This window comes from Rhodococcus sp. Eu-32, from assembly GCF_003336925.1.
Lineage (GTDB): Bacteria > Actinomycetota > Actinomycetes > Mycobacteriales > Mycobacteriaceae > Rhodococcoides > Rhodococcoides kyotonensis_B.
On record NZ_QGNK01000003.1, the window covers coordinates 105899 to 124523 of the forward strand.

At 66.7% G+C, this 18625-nt stretch carries 17 protein-coding genes; 4 read left to right on the forward strand and 13 right to left on the reverse strand.

Annotation, left to right across the window (positions count from 1 at the left end; translation table 11 throughout):
• Positions 1 to 2283 carry a methylmalonyl-CoA mutase gene (gene scpA, locus DK926_RS05590; RefSeq protein WP_114329504.1) on the reverse strand — a complete coding sequence of 761 codons (2283 nt, stop codon included), beginning with the start codon at positions 2281 to 2283 and terminating at the stop codon, positions 1 to 3.
• A gap of 4 nt (positions 2284 to 2287) precedes the next feature.
• On the reverse strand, positions 2288 to 4147 hold the full coding sequence (gene mutA / locus DK926_RS05595; RefSeq protein ID WP_114329507.1) for a methylmalonyl-CoA mutase small subunit: 1860 nt from the start codon (positions 4145 to 4147) through the stop codon (positions 2288 to 2290).
• A gap of 162 nt (positions 4148 to 4309) precedes the next feature.
• Between mutA and DK926_RS05600 the strand changes: the two genes are divergently transcribed.
• Genes DK926_RS05600 through DK926_RS05610 form a run of 3 tightly spaced genes read left to right on the forward strand, consistent with a single transcriptional unit; the run spans position 4310 to position 6192 of the window.
• Entirely contained in the window at positions 4310 to 4996 is a 687-nt protein-coding gene (locus DK926_RS05600) for a TVP38/TMEM64 family protein (RefSeq protein WP_114329713.1), read from the forward strand.
• A gap of 60 nt (positions 4997 to 5056) precedes the next feature.
• Complete coding sequence (locus DK926_RS05605) at positions 5057 to 5677, forward strand: hypothetical protein (protein WP_114329509.1); 621 nt, start codon at positions 5057 to 5059, stop codon at positions 5675 to 5677.
• Positions 5674 to 6192, forward strand: coding sequence for a hypothetical protein (locus tag DK926_RS05610; RefSeq protein ID WP_114329511.1), 519 nt, complete (start codon positions 5674 to 5676; stop codon positions 6190 to 6192). The genes DK926_RS05605 and DK926_RS05610 overlap by 4 nt, the downstream gene beginning before the upstream one ends.
• A gap of 22 nt (positions 6193 to 6214) precedes the next feature.
• On the opposite strand, the gene DK926_RS05615 is transcribed toward DK926_RS05610, so the two are convergent.
• From DK926_RS05615 to DK926_RS05625, 3 genes are all read right to left on the reverse strand, one after another.
• Positions 6215 to 7426 carry an SPFH domain-containing protein gene (locus DK926_RS05615; protein ID WP_114329513.1) on the reverse strand — a complete coding sequence of 404 codons (1212 nt, stop codon included), beginning with the start codon at positions 7424 to 7426 and terminating at the stop codon, positions 6215 to 6217.
• A 4-nt stretch (positions 7427 to 7430) separates the two neighbouring features.
• Entirely contained in the window at positions 7431 to 7862 is a 432-nt protein-coding gene (locus tag DK926_RS05620) for an NfeD family protein (RefSeq protein ID WP_114329714.1), read from the reverse strand.
• Between the two features lie 76 nt (positions 7863 to 7938).
• A complete protein-coding gene (locus DK926_RS05625; RefSeq protein ID WP_114329715.1) occupies positions 7939 to 8748 on the reverse strand; it encodes a DUF3097 domain-containing protein in 810 nt (269 codons plus the stop codon).
• A 72-nt stretch (positions 8749 to 8820) separates the two neighbouring features.
• On the opposite strand from DK926_RS05625, the gene DK926_RS05630 reads away from it, so the two are divergent.
• Positions 8821 to 9645, forward strand: a complete 825-nt coding sequence (locus DK926_RS05630) for a hypothetical protein (protein WP_207890751.1) — start codon at positions 8821 to 8823, stop codon at positions 9643 to 9645.
• 27 nt (positions 9646 to 9672) lie between these two features.
• Here the strand turns inward: DK926_RS05630 and DK926_RS05635 are convergent, their stop codons facing one another.
• The 8 genes from DK926_RS05635 to DK926_RS05670 all read right to left on the reverse strand — a co-directional run bounded on the left by DK926_RS05635 (position 9673) and on the right by DK926_RS05670 (position 18408).
• A complete protein-coding gene (locus DK926_RS05635; protein WP_114329717.1) occupies positions 9673 to 10752 on the reverse strand; it encodes a ferrochelatase in 1080 nt (359 codons plus the stop codon).
• Positions 10753 to 10852: 100 nt separating this feature from the next.
• Complete coding sequence (inhA, locus tag DK926_RS05640) at positions 10853 to 11677, reverse strand: NADH-dependent enoyl-ACP reductase InhA (RefSeq protein WP_068424203.1); 825 nt, start codon at positions 11675 to 11677, stop codon at positions 10853 to 10855.
• 63 nt (positions 11678 to 11740) lie between these two features.
• Positions 11741 to 12463, reverse strand: a complete 723-nt coding sequence (gene fabG1 / locus DK926_RS05645; RefSeq protein WP_114329515.1) for a 3-oxoacyl-ACP reductase FabG1 — start codon at positions 12461 to 12463, stop codon at positions 11741 to 11743.
• Between the two features lie 65 nt (positions 12464 to 12528).
• A complete protein-coding gene (locus DK926_RS05650) occupies positions 12529 to 13521 on the reverse strand; it encodes a VWA domain-containing protein (protein ID WP_068424207.1) in 993 nt (330 codons plus the stop codon).
• Positions 13518 to 14510 carry a DUF58 domain-containing protein gene (locus tag DK926_RS05655; RefSeq protein WP_114329517.1) on the reverse strand — a complete coding sequence of 331 codons (993 nt, stop codon included), beginning with the start codon at positions 14508 to 14510 and terminating at the stop codon, positions 13518 to 13520. The genes DK926_RS05650 and DK926_RS05655 overlap by 4 nt, the downstream gene beginning before the upstream one ends.
• Positions 14507 to 15778 (reverse strand): MoxR family ATPase, encoded by a 1272-nt coding sequence (locus DK926_RS05660; RefSeq protein WP_114329718.1) that lies wholly within the window; start codon positions 15776 to 15778, stop codon positions 14507 to 14509. The genes DK926_RS05655 and DK926_RS05660 overlap by 4 nt, the downstream gene beginning before the upstream one ends.
• 154 nt (positions 15779 to 15932) lie before the next feature.
• On the reverse strand, positions 15933 to 17450 hold the full coding sequence (locus DK926_RS05665; protein WP_114329519.1) for an NlpC/P60 family protein: 1518 nt from the start codon (positions 17448 to 17450) through the stop codon (positions 15933 to 15935).
• Between the two features lie 415 nt (positions 17451 to 17865).
• Positions 17866 to 18408: a DUF6676 family protein gene (locus tag DK926_RS05670; protein ID WP_068424215.1), complete on the reverse strand. Its 543-nt coding sequence runs from the start codon at positions 18406 to 18408 to the stop codon at positions 17866 to 17868.
• Between the last annotated feature and the right edge of the window lie 217 nt (positions 18409 to 18625).

An 18625-nucleotide genomic window follows, 5' to 3' on the forward strand; every position in this document is an offset into this window, starting at 1 on the left:
TCAGGCGGACGCCTCACCGGATTCGGCGGCAGGGCCGTGTCCGAGTTGCTCCGAGAGCTTCTGCACCAGCCCGATCGCCGCGTCGGCGATGACCGTTCCGGGTGGGAAGATCGCCGACGCGCCCGCGGCGTAGAGCTCGTCGAAATCCCCGGGCGGGATGACGCCACCGACGACGATCATGATGTCGGGACGATCCACCGCCGCGAGTGCGTCCCGCAGTGCGGGAACCAGCGTCAGATGGCCTGCGGCCAACGAGGACACTCCGACGACGTGAACGTCGTTGTCGGCCGCCTGACGTGCGACCTCCTCGGGTGTCTGGAACAACGGGCCGACATCGACGTCGAAGCCGATGTCCGCGAAGGCCGTCGCGATGACCTTCTGACCTCGGTCGTGCCCGTCCTGGCCCATCTTGCAGACCAGCACGCGGGGACGACGGCCCTCGTCCTCGGCGAACTTCCTGGCCAGTTCGGTCGCCGTGGCGATGTTCTGGGATTTGCCTGCTTCGTCGCGGTACACACCACTGATTGTCCGGATTTCCGCCTGATGACGCCCGTAGACCTTCTCGAGCGCGTCGGAGATCTCGCCGACGGTGGCCATCTTGCGTGCCGCGTCGATCGCGAGGTGCAGCAGGTTGTTCTCCAACCCCGATTCGTTCGACGCGGCAGCTCGGGTCAGGTTCGCCAGCGCTTCCTCGACGGCGGCGGTGTCACGCTCGCCGCGCAGACGCTCGAGCTTCTCGATCTGCTCGCGTCGTACCTTCGAGTTCTCGACCTTGAGCACTTCGATGGTGTCCGGCTCGTCCGGGACGTACTTGTTCACGCCGACCAGGGGCTGACGACCGGAGTCGATGCGAGCCTGGGTGCGGGCCGCGGCTTCCTCGATGCGCAGCTTCGGAATGCCCTCGTTGATGGCTTGCGCCATACCGCCTGCAGCCTCGACCTCGGCGATGTGTGCACGCGCCCGGTTCGCGAGCTGGTGGGTCAGCCACTCGACGTAGTGCGAGCCGCCCCACGGGTCGATCGGCCGAACGGTGTTCGACTCCTGCTGGATCAACAACTGCGTGTTGCGCGCGATACGTGCGGAGAAGTCCGTCGGCAACGCCAGAGCCTCGTCGAGGGCGTTGGTGTGCAGCGACTGAGTGTGTCCCTGCGTCGCGGCCATCGCCTCGACACACGTACGAGCGACGTTGTTGAACACGTCCTGCGCCGTCAGCGACCATCCGGACGTCTGCGAATGTGTCCGCAGCGACCGTGATTTCGCGCTCTTCGGCTCGAACTTCTGTACCAGCTCCGACCACAACAGACGCCCGGCCCGCAGCTTGGCGACCTCCATGAAGAAGTTCATGCCGATCGCCCAGAAGAACGACAGACGCGGCGCGAACGTGTCGATGTCCATGCCCGCATCCAGTCCCGCGCGGATGTACTCCACACCGTCGGCGAGCGTGTATGCGAGCTCCAGATCGGCAGTCGCACCGGCCTCTTGGATGTGATAGCCGGAGATCGAGATCGAGTTGTACTTCGGCATCTTCTCGCTGGTGTAGGCGAAGATGTCGGAGATGATCCGCATCGACGGCTTCGGCGGGTAGATGTAGGTGTTGCGGACCATGAACTCCTTGAGGATGTCGTTCTGGATGGTCCCGGCCAGCTTCTCCGGCGGCACACCCTGCTCCTCGGCGGCCGCCACGTACAGCGCGAGAATCGGCAGCACAGCGCCGTTCATGGTCATCGACACCGAGACGCTGCCCAGGTCGATGCCGTCGAACAACTGACGCATGTCGTAGATGGAATCGATTGCGACACCGGCCATTCCGACGTCACCCTGCACGCGCGGGTGATCGGAGTCGTAGCCGCGGTGCGTCGCGAGATCGAACGCGACCGACAGACCCTTCTGTCCGGCGGCGAGGTTGCGGCGGTAGAACGCATTCGACTCCGCCGCCGTCGAGAAGCCTGCGTACTGACGAATCGTCCACGGCTGATTGACGTACATCGTCGGGTACGGGCCGCGAACGAACGGCGGTGCACCCGGGTAGCTGTCGACCGGATACCCCTGCGCTTTGGCTTCGTCGCGATCGGCCTTCGTGTAGACGGGCTTGACGTCGATTCCCTCGGGAGTCGACCAGACCACCTGCTCGGCCGTGTAGTTGTTCACTTGCGCGCCTGCGGCGATGTGCGCCGATGCCTCGTCCGGCGTCGGCGCGGCCGGTGCCGGCTCGGACGGATCCTTCAGCGGCACATCGGCGAAACTGCCGATCGTGTGCGAGATGCGCTCATCCTGACTGGTCATGGCTCTACGCTCCCAGCGTGTCGAGGAGGTCGGACAGGACAGCGACGGCGTCGACCTTCATGGTCAGGAAGCCGTCGGGACGCTCGTCCCCGGTGACATCGGCGAAGATCTTGTCCGGGCCGGCGAGCAGGACCCGCTCGATGCCCGCCTTCCGCAGCGCCCGCACCGCGCCGCGTGCTTCGTCCGCGTAACGCTTGTCGGTACCGCACAACACCGCGGTCGTCGCTCCCGACGCAGCGACAGCGGCCGCGACGGCGTCGGCCGTCAGCGGACCCGGGTTCTCGGTATGAATGCCGCCCGAAGCAAGAAGATTCGCCGCGAACGTCGTACGCACGTTGTGCTCGGCGATCGGCCCCAACGGAGCGAGCAGTATCTCGGGCCGCGAACCGTGCGCCTTCAGGTATGCATCGGATCGGTCCCGCAGCGCCTCGAATGCCGCGCCGTACCGAGCGACACCCGTGTCGGTCGACTGCGGCGGCAACGGCTCCTCGGCGAGGTTCGGGAACTCGTTGACGCCCGTGACCGGGGTACGTCGGTGCGCGATGTCGGAATCGCGCAGCGCTCGGACCCGGTCGATCTCGCCCGAGACGAAGCCCGAATCCAGCGCACTCACGTAGCCACCGTTCGATTCGATCGCCTGGGTGAATTCCCACGCCTTGGCTGCGACGTCGTCGGTCAGCTGCTCGATGTACCACGAGCCGGCACCTGGATCCAGGACACGGCCCAGGTGCGATTCCTCGAGCAGCAACAGCTGGGTGTTGCGGGCGATCCTGGCCGCGAACGTTTTCGACACACCCGCGGCGCCACCGTCGATCGCGGCGTCGAAGGGCAGGACCGTCACCGCATCGGCACCGCCGACACCCGCGCCGAACGCGGCCAACGTCGTACGCAGCATGTTCACCCACGGATCACGTTGTGCCATCATCGCTTCCGACGTCACCGCGTGCTGCGGCGCGCCACCGTCGGCCGGTGCGCCGCACACCTGCGCGACGCGCGCCCAGACCGACCGCGCCGCACGGAACTTCGCGATCGTCTGGAACTGATCGTCGGTCGCTGCAAAGCGAAACTCGATCTGCCGCAACGCATCTCCGACCGACATGCCCCCATCGGTCAGCGCGCGAAGGTAGTCGAGACCCGCCGCGACCGCAGCCCCGACCTCTTGGGCGTCACTCGCTCCGGCGTTGTGAAAGACAGTGCCGTCGATCGTGATCGCGCGCACGGTCTCCGCCCGCTGCGCCGCACGAGAAGCCAGTCGTACCGTCTCGTCCAGATCCACGGACTCGGTCCCGGCGAAGCGGGACGTCAACGACGCCGCGCCCAGGCGTACGTCGATGGCGCCTCGATCCTGGACGGTGACTCCGTCGAGGATCCCGAAGACGACGTCGGCGGCGTCGCTCGTTGCCGCCTTCGCGTCCAGGACGACCGGGGCCAGATCCCACAGCACGCCGTTCAGGGCCACCGGCAACGCCTCGACGGCCAGATCGGCTCCCCCGAGCCGCAGCCACAGCGCACTGACGCCGTTGTTCAAACCGTCGAGGATCGACTCGTTCACCGCCCCTGCATCGGTCTGTCCGATGCCGTACCGCGCGCTGACCTTCCAGCCTGCGTTGACGTCACGACCGGAGTCACGACCGCGAACGAACGGGAACACACCCGGCAACGGACGGTCCACGAGTTCGTCCTGCGACCCGTACAACGGCGACACCGTCACACCGTCGTAGGTGTGGGTCTCCAACAGACGCTCGGGCTCGGGAGGCAGGTCGGCGACGTCGACGCGCCGCGACTTGGCCAGCACCGTCGCGACGGCCTTCTGCCACGCCTCGTACGCGCTGCGCGCAGCGTCCTCCTGTGTAGCACTGGGCACGATCTGCTCCTCGATTGATCGGCGAGAGCCGATCGACAGTAGGCATTTTGTGTGATGTTAACCGCGATCGATCCGACATTATCGTGAGGAACACCTCACGTTCGCGTCGGTAGCCCTTTCCAGCGATCGACAGCATCGTTCGCGCCGGTAGTCTCGGTGAACGTGGCGAAGCGACTGCGTGATCCGAGGTTCATCGGACTCGTCGTTCTCGTCGTCGTTCTGACCGCCGCGGCCCTGATCGTGCCGCACCCGTCCATCGCGCAGGTCCGCGCATGGGCGCAGTCGATCGGCCCCCTGTTCCCTGTCGTGTTCTTCGCGGTCCACACCATCGTCACCATCGCACCGGTTCCGCGAACTCTGTTCACGCTGTCCGCCGGTGTGCTGTTCGGCCCGGCGATCGGACTGACCGTCACCGTCGGCGCCACCACCGTCAGCGCGGTCCTGGCACTGCTGTTGGTGCGCGCGGTCGGCCGCGAATGGTTCGCGACGCGTTTGACCCACCCGGCGGTGAAGGCGATCGACGACAGCCTGATTCGTCGCGGCTGGTTGGCCGTGGGCTCCCTCAGGTTGATCGCCCCTGTCCCGTTCTCCGTCGTCAACTACTGCTGTGGGGTGTCGTCGATTCGAGTGCTTCCGTTCGCGCTCGCGACGGCGGTCGGCGTCGTACCCGGCACGATCGGCATCGTCGTACTCGGGGACGCGTTGGGCGGCCACACCGATCCACTGCTGTTGGCGCTGTCGGGCGTGTGCATCGCGGTGGGCGTGGTGGGCCTCGTCGTCGACTGGAGGTTGTCGGTGAAGTCGGACAGGCGTTCGGCCGTTACGTCACCGTCAAGCTTGGATGCTTGATTCTCATCAGTCAAGCTAAATGCATTGACTTGGCGAAATCCAGTCTCTAGCCTTGTCGCAATGTACGTATTGACGGTCGACCAACGCGGTAGCCGCCGGGACGTCGACCGCGTCGGCCGGCTGCTCGACAGCATGCAGGACTCCCGGCTGGTCCGGCCGTTCGAACGAACAGCGGGCGACGAGGTACAAGCGGTCGCAGCCGACGCCCGCACGGTGGTCGACATCGCGCTGTCGTTGGTCAGGCAGGGGTGGTGGAGCGTGGGCATCGGCGTCGGTTCCGTCGAACAGCCGCTGCCGGAGAGTACGCGCGCAGGTCGGGGCCCGGCGTTCGAGGCGGCGCGCGACGCCGTGACCCGGGCCAAGAACGCGCCCGCGTCGATCGCGATCACCGCAGCCGACGCCGCGTCGGAAGGCCGCAGCCGAGACGCCGAAACGGCCCTCACGCTGGTGGCCCTGCTCGTCACCGACCGCACCGACCAGGGTCACGCCGCGGTCGATCTGATGGCCGACGGTCATACCCAGAAAAGCGCCGCCGAAGTACTGGGGATCAGCAAGCAGGCCATGTCGCAACGACTGTCGGTGGCTCGGTGGAACATCGAGGCGGGCGGACGGGTCATGGCCGAACGTCTGCTCGCCGAACTGGACACGGCACAGGGTCACACAACACAGGGGGATGCATGACGGTCGTGACGTTGGTTCTGCTCGGAGCCGCGGCTGCTGCAGCCGTCGTACCGCCGCGTCGGCCCGTCCCGCACTGGTTTTCGGCGGCCGCAGCGACGATCCTGCTCGCAGCAGCGGCCGTCACCGGCGCGAACACACACCCGGCGACAGGATTCGCACTGGCCGCCACGTACGTGCTCACCGTCGTGGCAGCGCTGACCGGTGGCTCCCCCGTCGTCACGGCGGTCTTCCGACTGGCACGTCGGACGAACGGTCCGGCTCCCGACGCCGCGGATCAGCCTCTGCACGGTGGCCGCACGATCGGAATCCTGGAACGCAGCGCGGTCGCGGCGTCGATCCTGGCCGGATGGCCCGAGGGCATCGCCATCGTGCTGGCGGTCAAGGGTCTTGCACGCTATCCCGAGCTACGCGGGGCTCAGGCGTCGGCAGCCTCGGAGCAGTTCATCATCGGCACGTTCACGAGCGTCATGTGGGCCGTAGCGGTGTGCGGCGTCGGTCAGGCGCTGGTGACGTGACACCAGCGGCCCGACGTCGGCGTCACTGCTGCTGTTCGGGATCCATCGACGGCGTGAGCGGTCCGGTCTCCGGCTGACGCGCGGACAGTTCGCCCAGATCGAGACCCTTCGTCAGACTCGGATCGGGCGCGAGAGACGTGTCGACCGGTGTCCGGGCGACGGCCTCGGCTGCCTTGACGGCTTCCGCCACGGCCGGGTCGGTCTTGGCCTCGAACCAGTCGGCGACCTCCGCCGAATCGTCCTCCGGCTTGGGCGCCACACCGCCGTCGGCGCTGGGCTCGAAACGGAAGACTCCGTCCTCGCCCTGCGCGCCGAGGTTCTTCGCGAACCCCTTCAACGCATCCCCGAAATCGCTGGGGATCATCCAGACCTTGTTCGCATCGCCCTGCGCCATCTGGGGAAGCGTCTGCATGTACTGGTACGCGAGCAGCTCGGGAGTCGGCTTGCCTGCCTTGATCGCGGCGAAAACCTTCTCGATGGCCTTCGCCTGGCCCTGCGCCTGAAGGTATTTCGCGGCACGGTCACCCTGAGCGCGAAGGATGCGCGACTGGCGTTCGCCCTCGGCCGTCAGAATGGCGGCCTGCTTGGCACCCTCGGCTGCGAGGATGCGGCTCTGCTTGTCGCCCTCGGCGGTCTTGATGGCCGACTCTCGGTGGCCTTCGGCCGTCAGAATGGTCGCCCGCTTCTCGCGGTCGGCCTTCATCTGCTTCTCCATCGACTCCTGGATCGACGGCGGTGGATCGATGCTCTTCAGTTCGACGCGGGCGACCCGCAGGCCCCACCGACCCGTCGCTTCGTCGAGCACGCCGCGCAGCTGGCCGTTGATCGAATCGCGCGACGTCAGCGTCTCTTCCAGCGTCATACCACCGACGACGTTGCGCAACGTGGTCGTCGTGAGCTGCTCGACACCCACGATGTAGTTGTTGATCTCGTAGACCGCAGCCTGGGGATTGGTGACCTGGAAGTACACGACGGTGTCGATCGACACCGTCAGGTTGTCCTTCGTGATGACCGGCTGCGGAGGGAACGACACGACGCGCTCACGCAGATCGACCTTGGCCCTGATGCGATCGACGAACGGCACGAGGAACGTCAACTGACCGGACACCGTCTTCGAATAGCGCCCGAGCCGCTCGATGACCGCGGCGTCCGCTTGCGGAACGAGCGCAACGGATTTCGCGACCAGAACGACGACGAGCAGAACGATCACGCCGAGAACTATCAGTGCTGCCATGTAGCTACGGTCCCCTCCACACGACGGCGGTAGAGCCGTCTATTTCCATCACGGTCACGGTGGTGCCCGGCGCATACACCTCGGTCTCGTCGAGCGGACGAGCCGTCCACACTTCGCCGGCGAGCTTGATCTGTCCTTCGTGCGCCGAAACCTGTTCCAGCACAAGGGCACTCTTGCCGGTCAACGCGGCAGCGTTGGTCGGGAGAAGCGGCGGCTTCGCGAACTTGCGGAGCAGAATCGGCCTGACGCCGAGAACGAGGGCCAGCGACACGACGCCGAACACGAGCGCGTCGGCCCACACCGGAAAGTCCGTCACGGCCGAGACCCCGGCGGTGGCCAGTGCGCCACCGGCGAGCATGAGCAGGAAGAAATCGCCCGTCAGTGCTTCGGCAGCCGCGAGTACCACTCCTGCGATGAGCCAGATGATCGCCGCCACACCGACCATACAACCACAAACCGGACATCCGGCGGCAGCGTCGCTGCGTACGGCGGTGTTCGGAAACGAACGCCGATCACACCTCGGTGACGAAATCGACGAGACGCTCCACCGCGCCGATCAGCGGCGCCTCGAGATCGCGGAACGTCGACACCGACCCGTACACGTGTCGCCAACCGTCCTTGGGTGTCCCCCATCCGAGTTCGCGGCAGATACCGGTCTTCCAGTCCTCACCGCGAGGGATCTTCGGCCACGCGGCGATCCCGACCGCCTTCGGGCGCACCGCTTCCCACACGTCGATGTACGGATGGCCGGTGACGAGAACGTGCTCCCCGAGCGAGGTCGTCAGCCGAGACTCCTTCGAGCCCTCGACGAGGTGGTCGACCAGCACACCGACACGACGACCCGGCCCCGGCTGGAATTCGGCGAGCCGCTCCCCCAGATTGTCGAGTCCCTCCAGATGTTCGACGACCACACCCTCGACCCGAAGATCGTGGCCCCACACACGTTCCACGAGGGCCGCGTCGTGCACTCCCTCGACCCAGATTCGGCTGGCTCGCGCGGTACGAGCCCGCAGATTCTCCACCTTCGTCGAACCGGACGCCGATCGCGTCGATTCCTGCTTCTTCGGTGCCACCGCGCGCTCGAGCGTGACGCGTTTGCCGTCGATCATGAACGCCGCCTCACGGAGCGCGAACAACCGCGTCGTGCGTGCTGCATCTTCCAGTCGGACGAAATCGCCGTCGTAGGTGCGCTCGAACCCGACGACCGCGCCGCAGAACCCGCTGGCTGCGTCCTCCACGACCAGTCCGCGCTCGGCCGGCACGCGAGGTGCGGGCACCTTTCGCATCCGGCTGTGCCCCGCAAGAATGTCTCCGCCGTACATGTCCACGGCGGATCACGGTATCGAAGGCCACCTCTGTGCGCCTGTCGCCACGCCGTCCTATGCTCGTGAGTCGTGAGTTCTCCCAGTGCAAGCCTCGCCGTGTGGGCCAGTTCGTGGCTGGCCGGAATCGGCGCGCCCGACGACGTGATCGACGCCCTGACCGAATGGGCGCCGATGCATCTACTCGTCGCAGGCGACGGCCCGTCCGCCGACTCCACCGGCTTGTCGTGGCCCAGTCCGCGCGCCGACGGCATCGCGGGACTGCTCACCGTGATTCGACGCCACCTGCCCGCCGAGCGCACCGAACCCGGCATCGAGCTGTTGCTGCCGGGGCCCGGTGCCACGACCACTCATCTGCCGCCGGGAACGCCGTTCGCGCGCAGCGCCATCGGAGCGGAGCAGGCGGTCGTCGTCGGTGATCCCGGAGCCCGCGGTCTCGGCATCGTCCCCACGGTCGAGGGCCCCGACGTCCTGCGTTGGACGGTGTTCGTCATCGATGTCCCACTGCACGCAGGCACCGATTTCACGTTGGGTGAAGCCGAGTACGCCATGCGTGAGGCCGTTCGCGGCGCAGCCGATGCGCTCGGAACGATGCAGTCACTGCCCACGCGATCCGAGCTCGGTGACCCGCGTGCCCGCATCGCGGCCGAGCTCGCCGAACTCTCTCGGCACCGCTACCCCGACGAGACGCCCGAACGCGCGCTCCGCGTTCTCGAGTCCGCCGACCGTGTCGCAGCGATCCTGTCGGTGGCTCGCCATTCGTCGCCCACCGAGGAACCCACCGCGCACTCGGCGGCTGCGCGCGAGGACCTGATCAGACCGTTGTGGAACGCGGTTCGCTCCGCACGACTCGGCGCGATCTCCGCGAGTATCGCGTCGAGCGTTCCCCGACGCTGACGCCTGCGGGCGGTGCCGCCGCTGCCCTCAGGTCGCGGCCCCGGCACGAGTGGGACGTGCCGGTTGTTCGCAGCACCGGAACGCGCAGCGCGACCCGTTGAGCGTCGATCCGTAGCGCGGAACCGTGCCCCGGCCACGTTCGTCGGCACCTGCGATGTGCTCACGAACCAGCTCGACGACCATCTGCGCGAACCGTGCATCGGTACCCGGCGTCGCCGCCCGCGCGAACGCCATGTTCAGCTCGCGCGCTTTGTCCTTCGCCTCGGTGTCGAGATCCCACACCACTTCGAGGTGGTCGGAGACGAACCCGATCGGGCAGACGACGACGGCGTCGACGCTGTCACGCGACAACGATTCCAGATGATCGCAGATATCCGGTTCGAGCCACGGCACCTGCGGTGGACCCGAACGGGACTGCCACACGAGATCGAAGTCGTCGATGCTCGACGCGGCCGCCACGAGTCGCGACGCCTCGGCGACCTGCCTGCTGTACAGATGGCCACCGTCTTCCGGCGGACCTGCGTTCGCGTCGGCGGCGCTCGGAATGGAGTGCGCGGTGAACACGACCCGGGCGGTCTGCCGATGCTCTTCGGGAAGGGATTCCCGTGCCGCTGAGATGGCATCGGCGAACGCTGCGATCATCGCCGGATGGTCGTAGTACTGCCGAATCTTCACCAGGTCCGGGGCGCCGTCACCGGCGGCGTCACGGGCGCGCGCGACGTCCTCGTGATACTGCCTGCAGCCCGAGTAACCGCCCCACGCCGACGTCGGGAAGACGAGAGCACGCTCGACGCCGTCGGATGCCATCTGCGCGACGGTGTCCTCCACCATCGGATGCCAGTTCCGATTCCCGAAGTAGATCGGCAATTCGATTCCGGCCGCGGCCAACTCGGTCTCGATCGCCGCGATGATGTCGCGATTCAGAGCATTGATGGGAGACACTCCCCCGAAATGCATGTAGTGCTCGACGACCGCGTCGAGGCGCTCGGGGGGCACTCCGCGCCCGCGCGTGACGTTCTCCAGAAACGGTCGGACATGGGCTGGCTCTTCGGGGCCGCCGAACGAGAGAACGAGAAGAGCGTCGTAACCGGGGGACGTCGTCGTCATGGGCTCCATTGTGCGCCTGGCCCTCGTGTGACCGAACACGCACCGACCCCGAATACGGGAAATGCGCGCCGCAGCGCGCATTTCCGGTAGTCGACGAGTGCTACATGCCTTCCGGCAGGTAGGTGTTGTGGCTGGCACCGCCGTCGACGTAGACGATGGAACCGGTCGTACCGGGGAGCCAATCGGACAGCAACGCGACGACCGACTTGGCGACGACCGTCGGGTCGTCGTAGTTCCAGCCGATGGGCGAGGCGGCATCCCAGTACTCGTTGAGCTGGTTCATCTTCTTCGCGTCACCGGTTGCGGTGCCTGCGATGGCCTTCGCGGCGAGCGTGCGAATAGGGCCTGCCGCAACGAGATTCGAACGAATCTTCTTCGCCTCGCCGACCTCGCGAGCGACATAGCGGTTGACCGACTCGAGAGCGGCCTTCGCGACGCCCATCCAGTTGTAGTACGGCATCGCGGTGCGCGGATCGAAGTTCATGCCGACGATCGAACCGCCCTCGTTCATGACGGGCAGTGCTGCGCGAGCCAGCGACGCGTAGCTCCACGCCGAGATCTCGAATGCCTTGGCGGCGTCGGGGCCTGGGCCGTCGAGGAACGGCTTGGCGTCCGGACCCATCAGCGTGCGCGGAGCGAACGCGATGGAGTGCAGAACGCCGTCGAGGCCCTCGGGTGCGACCTCACGGACGCGATCGGCCAGCGCCGCAAGGTGTTCCTCGTTGGTCGCATCGAGCTCGATGGCCGGCGGAACGGGCTGCGGCAGTCGCTGCGCGATGCGGTCGATCAGACGCAGCCGATCGAACCCGGTGATGATGACCTTGGCGCCCTGGTTCTGCGCCATGGCGGCAGCGTGGAACGCGATCGAGGCATCGGTGATGATGCCGGTGACGAGAATTGTCTTACCTTCGAGCAGTCCGCCCATGTGTCTTCCTTGTCGAAATCGGAAACGAATCGAGAAATGAAAAGCCGGATGACCGACGAGGGCTCAGTGGCCCATGCCCATGCCGCCGTCGACGGGGATGACCGCACCGGACACGTACGCCGAGTCGGGGCCCGCGAGGAAGCTGACGACGGCCGCCACGTCCTCGGGCTGGCCGAGACGCTGCAGCGGGATGAATTCCTTTGCCCTGCCGCGCAAGTCGTCGGGCAGATCGGCGGTCATGTCGGTCTCGATGAATCCCGGCGAGACGACGTTCGCCGTGATCGATCGCGAACCGAGTTCACGTGTGATGGAACGAGCCATACCGATGACACCGGCCTTGGACGCCGCGTAGTTGATCTGGCCCGGGCCACCGCCGAGCGCGACGACGGAACTCAGGAACACCATGCGGCCCCAGCGCGCACGCAGCATTGCGCGGTTGGCACGCTTGGCAACTCGGAACGCACCCGTCAGGTTCGCGTCGAGCACCCGCTCGAACTGCTCCTCGGTCATACGCATCAGCAGCGTGTCGTCGGTGATTCCGGCGTTGGCGACGAGCACCTCGACGGGGCCCTGCTTCTCCTCGACCTCCTTGAACGCAGCGTCGACCGACTCGGAATCGGTGACGTCGCACTTCACGCCGAGTAGACCCTCGGGCGCTCCGGATCCGCGGTGCGTGACGGCGACCTTGTGACCGTCGGCGGCGAGCCGTTGTGCGATGGCGAGGCCGATGCCCCGGTTACCTCCGGTGACGAGTACCGATCGAGCGGTGAAGTCGGGTGTTGACATGTCTGCAACCTATCTGTTCGTGCGGAAATGGCAAAGCAGAGCTACTGGTGAGTAGTAACAGGGAATCACGGCAATCTTTGCCGCAGGACCAAAGCCGTGCCCAATCCTGTTGCGGTGAAAAGGACTCCGAGAATCAGCCACGGGCGACTCGCGTCGCCCCGCGTGATCTCGAACCCGATCTGCTCTTCGAGAGTGTCGTACACCGCACGCAGTTCCTCCAGCGACGACGCCGTGAAAAAACTCCCGCCCGACAGGTTCGCGATCTCTCGGAGCGACGGGTCGTCCACGGGAACAGGGACACGTTCGACACCGGAATCGTCCTCGATGTCGACGGTGCCGTAGCTCGTACCGAACGAGATGGTCGAGATCGGAACGTTCTTGTCCTTGGCCGCACGTGCGGCCGTGTAGCCGCCGCGGGGATCGTCCGGACTCTCGGGAACGGTCTGTTTGCCGTCGGACAACAGCACGATGCGTGCGGGCGGTGCCGCGTCACCGCCGCCCAGGACGGCACCGAGTGTGTCGATGGACTGCAGCGACGTGAAGATCGCCTCACCCGTCGCGGTACGTTCGCTCAGCTGCAGCTTGTCGATGGCGGTCTTGGTCGCTTCGCGATTCGCCGTCGGCGAGACCAGCACCGACGCGGTGCCCGCGAACGCCACGAGACCGAGGTTGATGCCGGGCGTCAACCCGTCGGCGAACGACTTGCCTGCCTCCTGAGCGGCGGCCAGGCGCGACGGTTCGACGTCGGTGGCCTCCATCGACAGCGACACGTCGATGACGAGCATGACGGTCGCCCGGTTCCGCGGAACCTTCTGATCCGACGTGGGACCGGCGAGCGCAACCGTCAACAGCAGCAAGCCGACGAGGACGAGCGCAGTCGGCACATGCCGCCAATAGCCCGGACGCGTCGGCGCGACCTTCTCCAGCAGGTCCATGTTGGAGAAGCGCAACGTGTGCCTGTGCCGCGTGCGTTGCACGAGAACGTAACCGACGACGAGGCCGATCACCACGAGCAGGAACAGCAGCCACCACGGTGACGTGAAATCCGACAGACTCACCGGCGACCCACCCGAGCGTTGGTGACGGCACCCGCACCGAGCGTGTGACGCCGCGACGAGACGAAGCGGACGACGTCGGCGATCCAGTCGCCGTCGGTGCGGAGCGTCATCCGCGGTGCTCCGCAGCGACGCAACGCTCGTTCGACCTCGGACCGATGATTCGCTGCAGCCTCCGCGAAGTCCTCACGGAGACGCGGAGTCACGCTGAACTCGCGCGTGCGACCGGATTCGGGATCGTGCAACACCACATCTCCGATATCGGGTAGTTCGAGATCCCGCGGGTCCAGAACTTCGATGGCGAGCACATCGTGCCGAGCCGCGATGGCACGGAGCGAACGCTCCCAGTCGATCTCACCGAGGAAGTCACTGATGACGACAGCCATACCGCGCCGCCGCTGCGGCCGACGCAACGACTCGATCGCACCCCGCAGATCTCCGCGAACACCGTCCGCCGCGCTCGGCGTCGTCGCGATGGTTCGAAGCATCGACTGAAGGTGCACTCGGCCACCGCGCGCCGGAATACGCGTCGTGTTCTCTCCCGTCGCGACCACCGCGCCGATCCGGTTACCTCCACCGCTCGTCAGATGCGTGATCGCCGCCGCCGCGGCCACCGCGAGATCGCGCTTCTCGCATCCCGTGGTGCCGAAGTCCAGGCTCGCCGACAGGTCGACGACCATCCATGTCTCGAGCTCCCGGTCCGCGACCGACTGCCGGACGTGTGGATGCGTCGTGCGAGCGGTGACGGACCAGTCCATCTGGCGTACGTCGTCGCCCGGCTGGTACTCGCGTGCGTCACCGGGCTCGGAGCCCGGCCCGGGAATCAACCCGAGGTGGTCTCCGTGCAGCACACCGTCGAGTCGACGACGCACCGTCAGCTCGAGAGTGCGGAGCGCCGCCGTCAGCGTCGGGTCCCGAAGCTCACCGCTGCGAAACGAGGGCGGACGCGCGTCGGACGACCGAGCGGCAGCGCCGGCTGCTGCCCCACTCACTGCTTCTGGCTACCCACGGCCGGAGAATTGCCTGCGGACTTGTCCAGGTTCGGCGCCGGTGCACCCTGCTGCCCGTTACCGGGGAACGGCGCCTGGCCCGGCTGTTGCAGTCCGTGCTGCTGTTGCGGTCCCTGCTGGTGCGGTCCGGGCTGCTGTGCGTGCGGCTGCTGCGGGGCGTGCGGGTGGCCAGGCGCCTGATGCGGCCCCTGCTGCTGCGTAGCCGCTTGCTGCGAAACCTGTTGCTGCGGAACGGGAACGGCCTGCGGTGACACCTGAGGCAGACCCACCGTCTGCAGCACGCGCGTGATGACGTCCTCGGGTGTGACCTCGTCGGCGAGCGCGTCGTACGACAGCACGAGACGGTGACGCAGCACGTCGGGGATCACTTCGAGGACGTCCTGCGGGACGACGTAGTCGCGTCCACGGAGCAGCGCGAGCGCGCGGGACGCCGAGATGATGCCCAGCGTGGCACGTGGTGACGCGCCGTACGCGATCCAACTGGCGACGTCGTCGAGGCCCAGCTGTTCCGGGGTCCTGGTGGCGGCGATGACTCGGACGACGTAGTCGACGAGCGCATGATGCACGAACACCTGGCTCGCGACATTCTGCAGCCGGACCAGCTCGACGGGGTCGAGGATCTGCTTGGGTGTCGGCACTGCCGTTCCCATGCGGTAGACGATCTCACGCTCTTCCTCGACCGACGGGTAGTCGACGACGATCTTGAACAGGAAGCGGTCGCGCTGCGCCTCGGGAAGCGGGTACACGCCCTCGTTCTCGATCGGGTTCTGCGTCGCCATCACGAGGAACGGATCGGGCATCGGGAACGTCTTGCCGCCGATGGACACGTGCCGCTCGGCCATGACTTCGAGCAGCGCCGACTGCACCTTCGCGGGTGCGCGGTTGATCTCGTCGGCGAGAACGAAGTTCGCGACCACGGGGCCGAGTTCGGTGTCGAACTCCTCGCGGCCCTGCCGGTAGATGCGCGTACCGATCAGGTCGGTCGGTACGAGGTCGGGCGTGAACTGAACACGAGAGAACGACCCGCCGACCACCTTGGCGAAGGTCTCGACCGCGAGCGTCTTCGCCACGCCGGGAACGCCTTCGAGGAGAACGTGGCCACGGGCCAACAGGCCGACCAGAATGCGCTCGACCAGCCGATCCTGGCCGACGATCACACGCTTGACCTCGTACACGGCCTTCTCGAGCGTCTGAACATCCTGGGCGAGAGCCGAGGTGTCCGTCCGGCTCGAACCGCCCCCGCTCGGCACACTGCCGTTCGGTTCGCTGCCGTCACGTGATGTCACCAAGAATTCACCGCTTTCATTCGCATCGTCTCTCGGGCACGTCGGTGTCCCCCGCCAACTATTCCAGGTGATTCTCTCGCGTGCCGGAAGGCCGAGGCCACCGGCGAACTACACCCGCTCAGGACACCATACGCACGGCGTACGGCGTCATGCCGTCGTATCGGACGGGTGAAACCTTGACGACGTCGCCCGATTGGGGCGCCTCGAGCATCTTGCCGTCGCCGAGATACAGCGCGACGTGCTGGCTCGCATTGGGACCGTAGAAGAGCATGTCGCCCCTCTTCATGTCCGAGGACGGCACCTGCTGGCCTGCCGTGTACTGGTAGCCGGTGTAATGCGGGAGCGAGATCCCGAGACCTGCGAACGCGTAGATCATGAGGCCGGAGCAGTCGAATCCGACCTTGTTGTAGTCGCCGTAGCTGTCGGCGACGCCACCGTCGCGGATGCCCTTGGTCGGGCCGTTCTCGTCGCCGCCGCCCCACGAGTACGGAACGCCGAGCTGCGACATACCGCGGTCGATCGCGAGCTCGATGGCGGCGCTTCCGGTGAGTGACGGGTTCGACTGGCCCGAACTGCGCGGCTTCTTCGGCGTCGGCGTCGCGGCGGTTCCCGAACTGCTGTCGCTGTCGCTGTCACCGATGCTGCTGGATTCGTCGTCGATGTCGGTGTGGGCTCGCTGGCCGGCGGCGGCAGCCGCGGCAGCTGCTGCCGCCGCCTGGTTCGCTGCGACCCTGGCGGCGGCCTGAACAGCAGCTTCTTTCGCTGCGGCGGCCGCGGCGGCGATGGCGGCGTCTTCTGCGGCCTTCTGCTGCTCCCACGCCGAGTACGCCGCACGCTGACCTTGCAGACCGGCGACGTCGGACCGAGCCGCGTCGAGCTGCACCTGGGCAGCGTCACGCTGGCTCTCGATCGCGGCCTTCTGATCGGCCTGGGCCTGCAACGCGGCTCGGGCGACGGCGATCGCTTCTTCCGCTTCGGCCTTCTTGTTCTCGGCCTCGGCGGACGCGGCGTCGGCCTGCTGCTTGGATTCGCGTGCCGTCGACTCCTTGTTGGCCTCCTCGGCACGAGCACGCTGCAGACCGTCGAGCACCGCATTCTGGCTGTTCGACAACACCCGCAACACCTGCGCGCGGTCGAGGATGTCGTCCGGGCCCGTCGAACCGAGGAACGACGCGACCGACGCGACTCCCGAGCCCTGCGTGTAGCTGGACCGAGCGAATTCGTCGAACTTCTGCTGCGCGGCTTGAATCTGGCCACCGGCGTCGGCGAGAGCCTGTTGCGCCGTCGCCACGACCTGCGCCGCCAGATCCGCCGCGTCGCGGGCGTTCTGGAGGTCGACGAGCGCTCTGTTGACGTCCTCGCGCTTGATGGCGACGTCGTTGTCGAGCTGCGCCAACTGCTGGTTCGCAGCCGCAACCTGGTTGATCAGGTCGCCGACCGCGCCGAGCGACGAGTCGACGCGCGAGCCGGCTGCGGCGAGGTCCGAATCGGACGGGTTGGGAGGTGGCGGTGGAACTGCGGCCGCGGTACCGGACACTGCGCTCATCAGCGCGACGACCAGGCCGGCCCCGACCAGTAGTCGAGCAGAACCCGAGAACGTCCTACGGCGAGTACTGCGGAATGCCCGTCGCCTCACAAATGTCTCCCTCGGTCCCGGCACTCGCGGCGTTCGATGAACGTCGTCGTTGGTCGAGCGGCCCGTCGCATCCACGTCGGATGCGTCTGCTCACTCGCCGAGCAGGAAGAAAGCACGCAGCAACACGACAGGTGCAGACCACGTCGGTCACACCCGAAGCATCGGTCGACCGTTTCCCCACGGATAGACCTCTGCCCTCTGCGACACTCCTTCCCCAGCAGTGCCAATGGCACCGTACGACACTTCGCCCACTAATGAAACTCCAGTCACAAAGAACACATTTGTAATTCGACCAGCGAAAACGCGCTGAACTCGGGTTATGCCGAAAACAGTTCTTCGGTCTTTTTCCGCGGATCGTGACCCCGATACGACGAACGCCCCGACCGCGTGGTCGGGGCGCTGTTGTGAACGGCTGCTACCGGTCGGCGGTCGGCCGATGCTCGACCGACGTGTGCCGACGAACCTTGGCGACCGCGGTGGCCGCGGCTGCACCGGCGACGACGACCACGATGGCGCCGGTCATGAGCGCCCACGGAGTCTGGTCCCCGGTCAGGGTGTCGACGAAGTTGTCCGCCGCCACGACGGGGTCACCGGTGTACGTGCGGTCCTGTCCGGCTTCCAGCACGACGCGCGAGACGGAATCGCTGAACGATCCGACCTGCCCCGGACTCAGCACGAGGACCGTGCCGCCGTCCTGCGCGCCCACGGCCGTCGCCAGATCTCGGAGTTGCGAATCGTGCGACGCGTTCTGTTCGACGACGACGATGCTCAGATCGATGCCGTTGTCCTCCGCGCGCTGGACCGCATCGAGCAAACCGTCTTCGACGGAAGCAGGTGCGCTCACTCCGGTTGCCTCGACCGCAGCCACGATCGAATCCACGTCGACACCCGGCGGGATGTCCGCGGCAAGGGGAACGAAGGCCGCGAGCGGAGCAATGGCGTGGATCGGTTCAGGCATCTCTCGTCCAGTCGGATCTAGGAAAGGAATGTCGGGGGCGGAAGCGACCGCACCGCACAGACCATAGCGTCACGGGGCGTCCTCGAGTCGTCGGCCCGCCGGTCCACGCCGGAGAGACTGAGGCTGCCCTGCATTGCGAACCCACAGCAACTACACGAAAATCGACCCCGAACGGCAACCGTACGAACATGTAGGCTGCCCTTCGTTTCAACCGGAC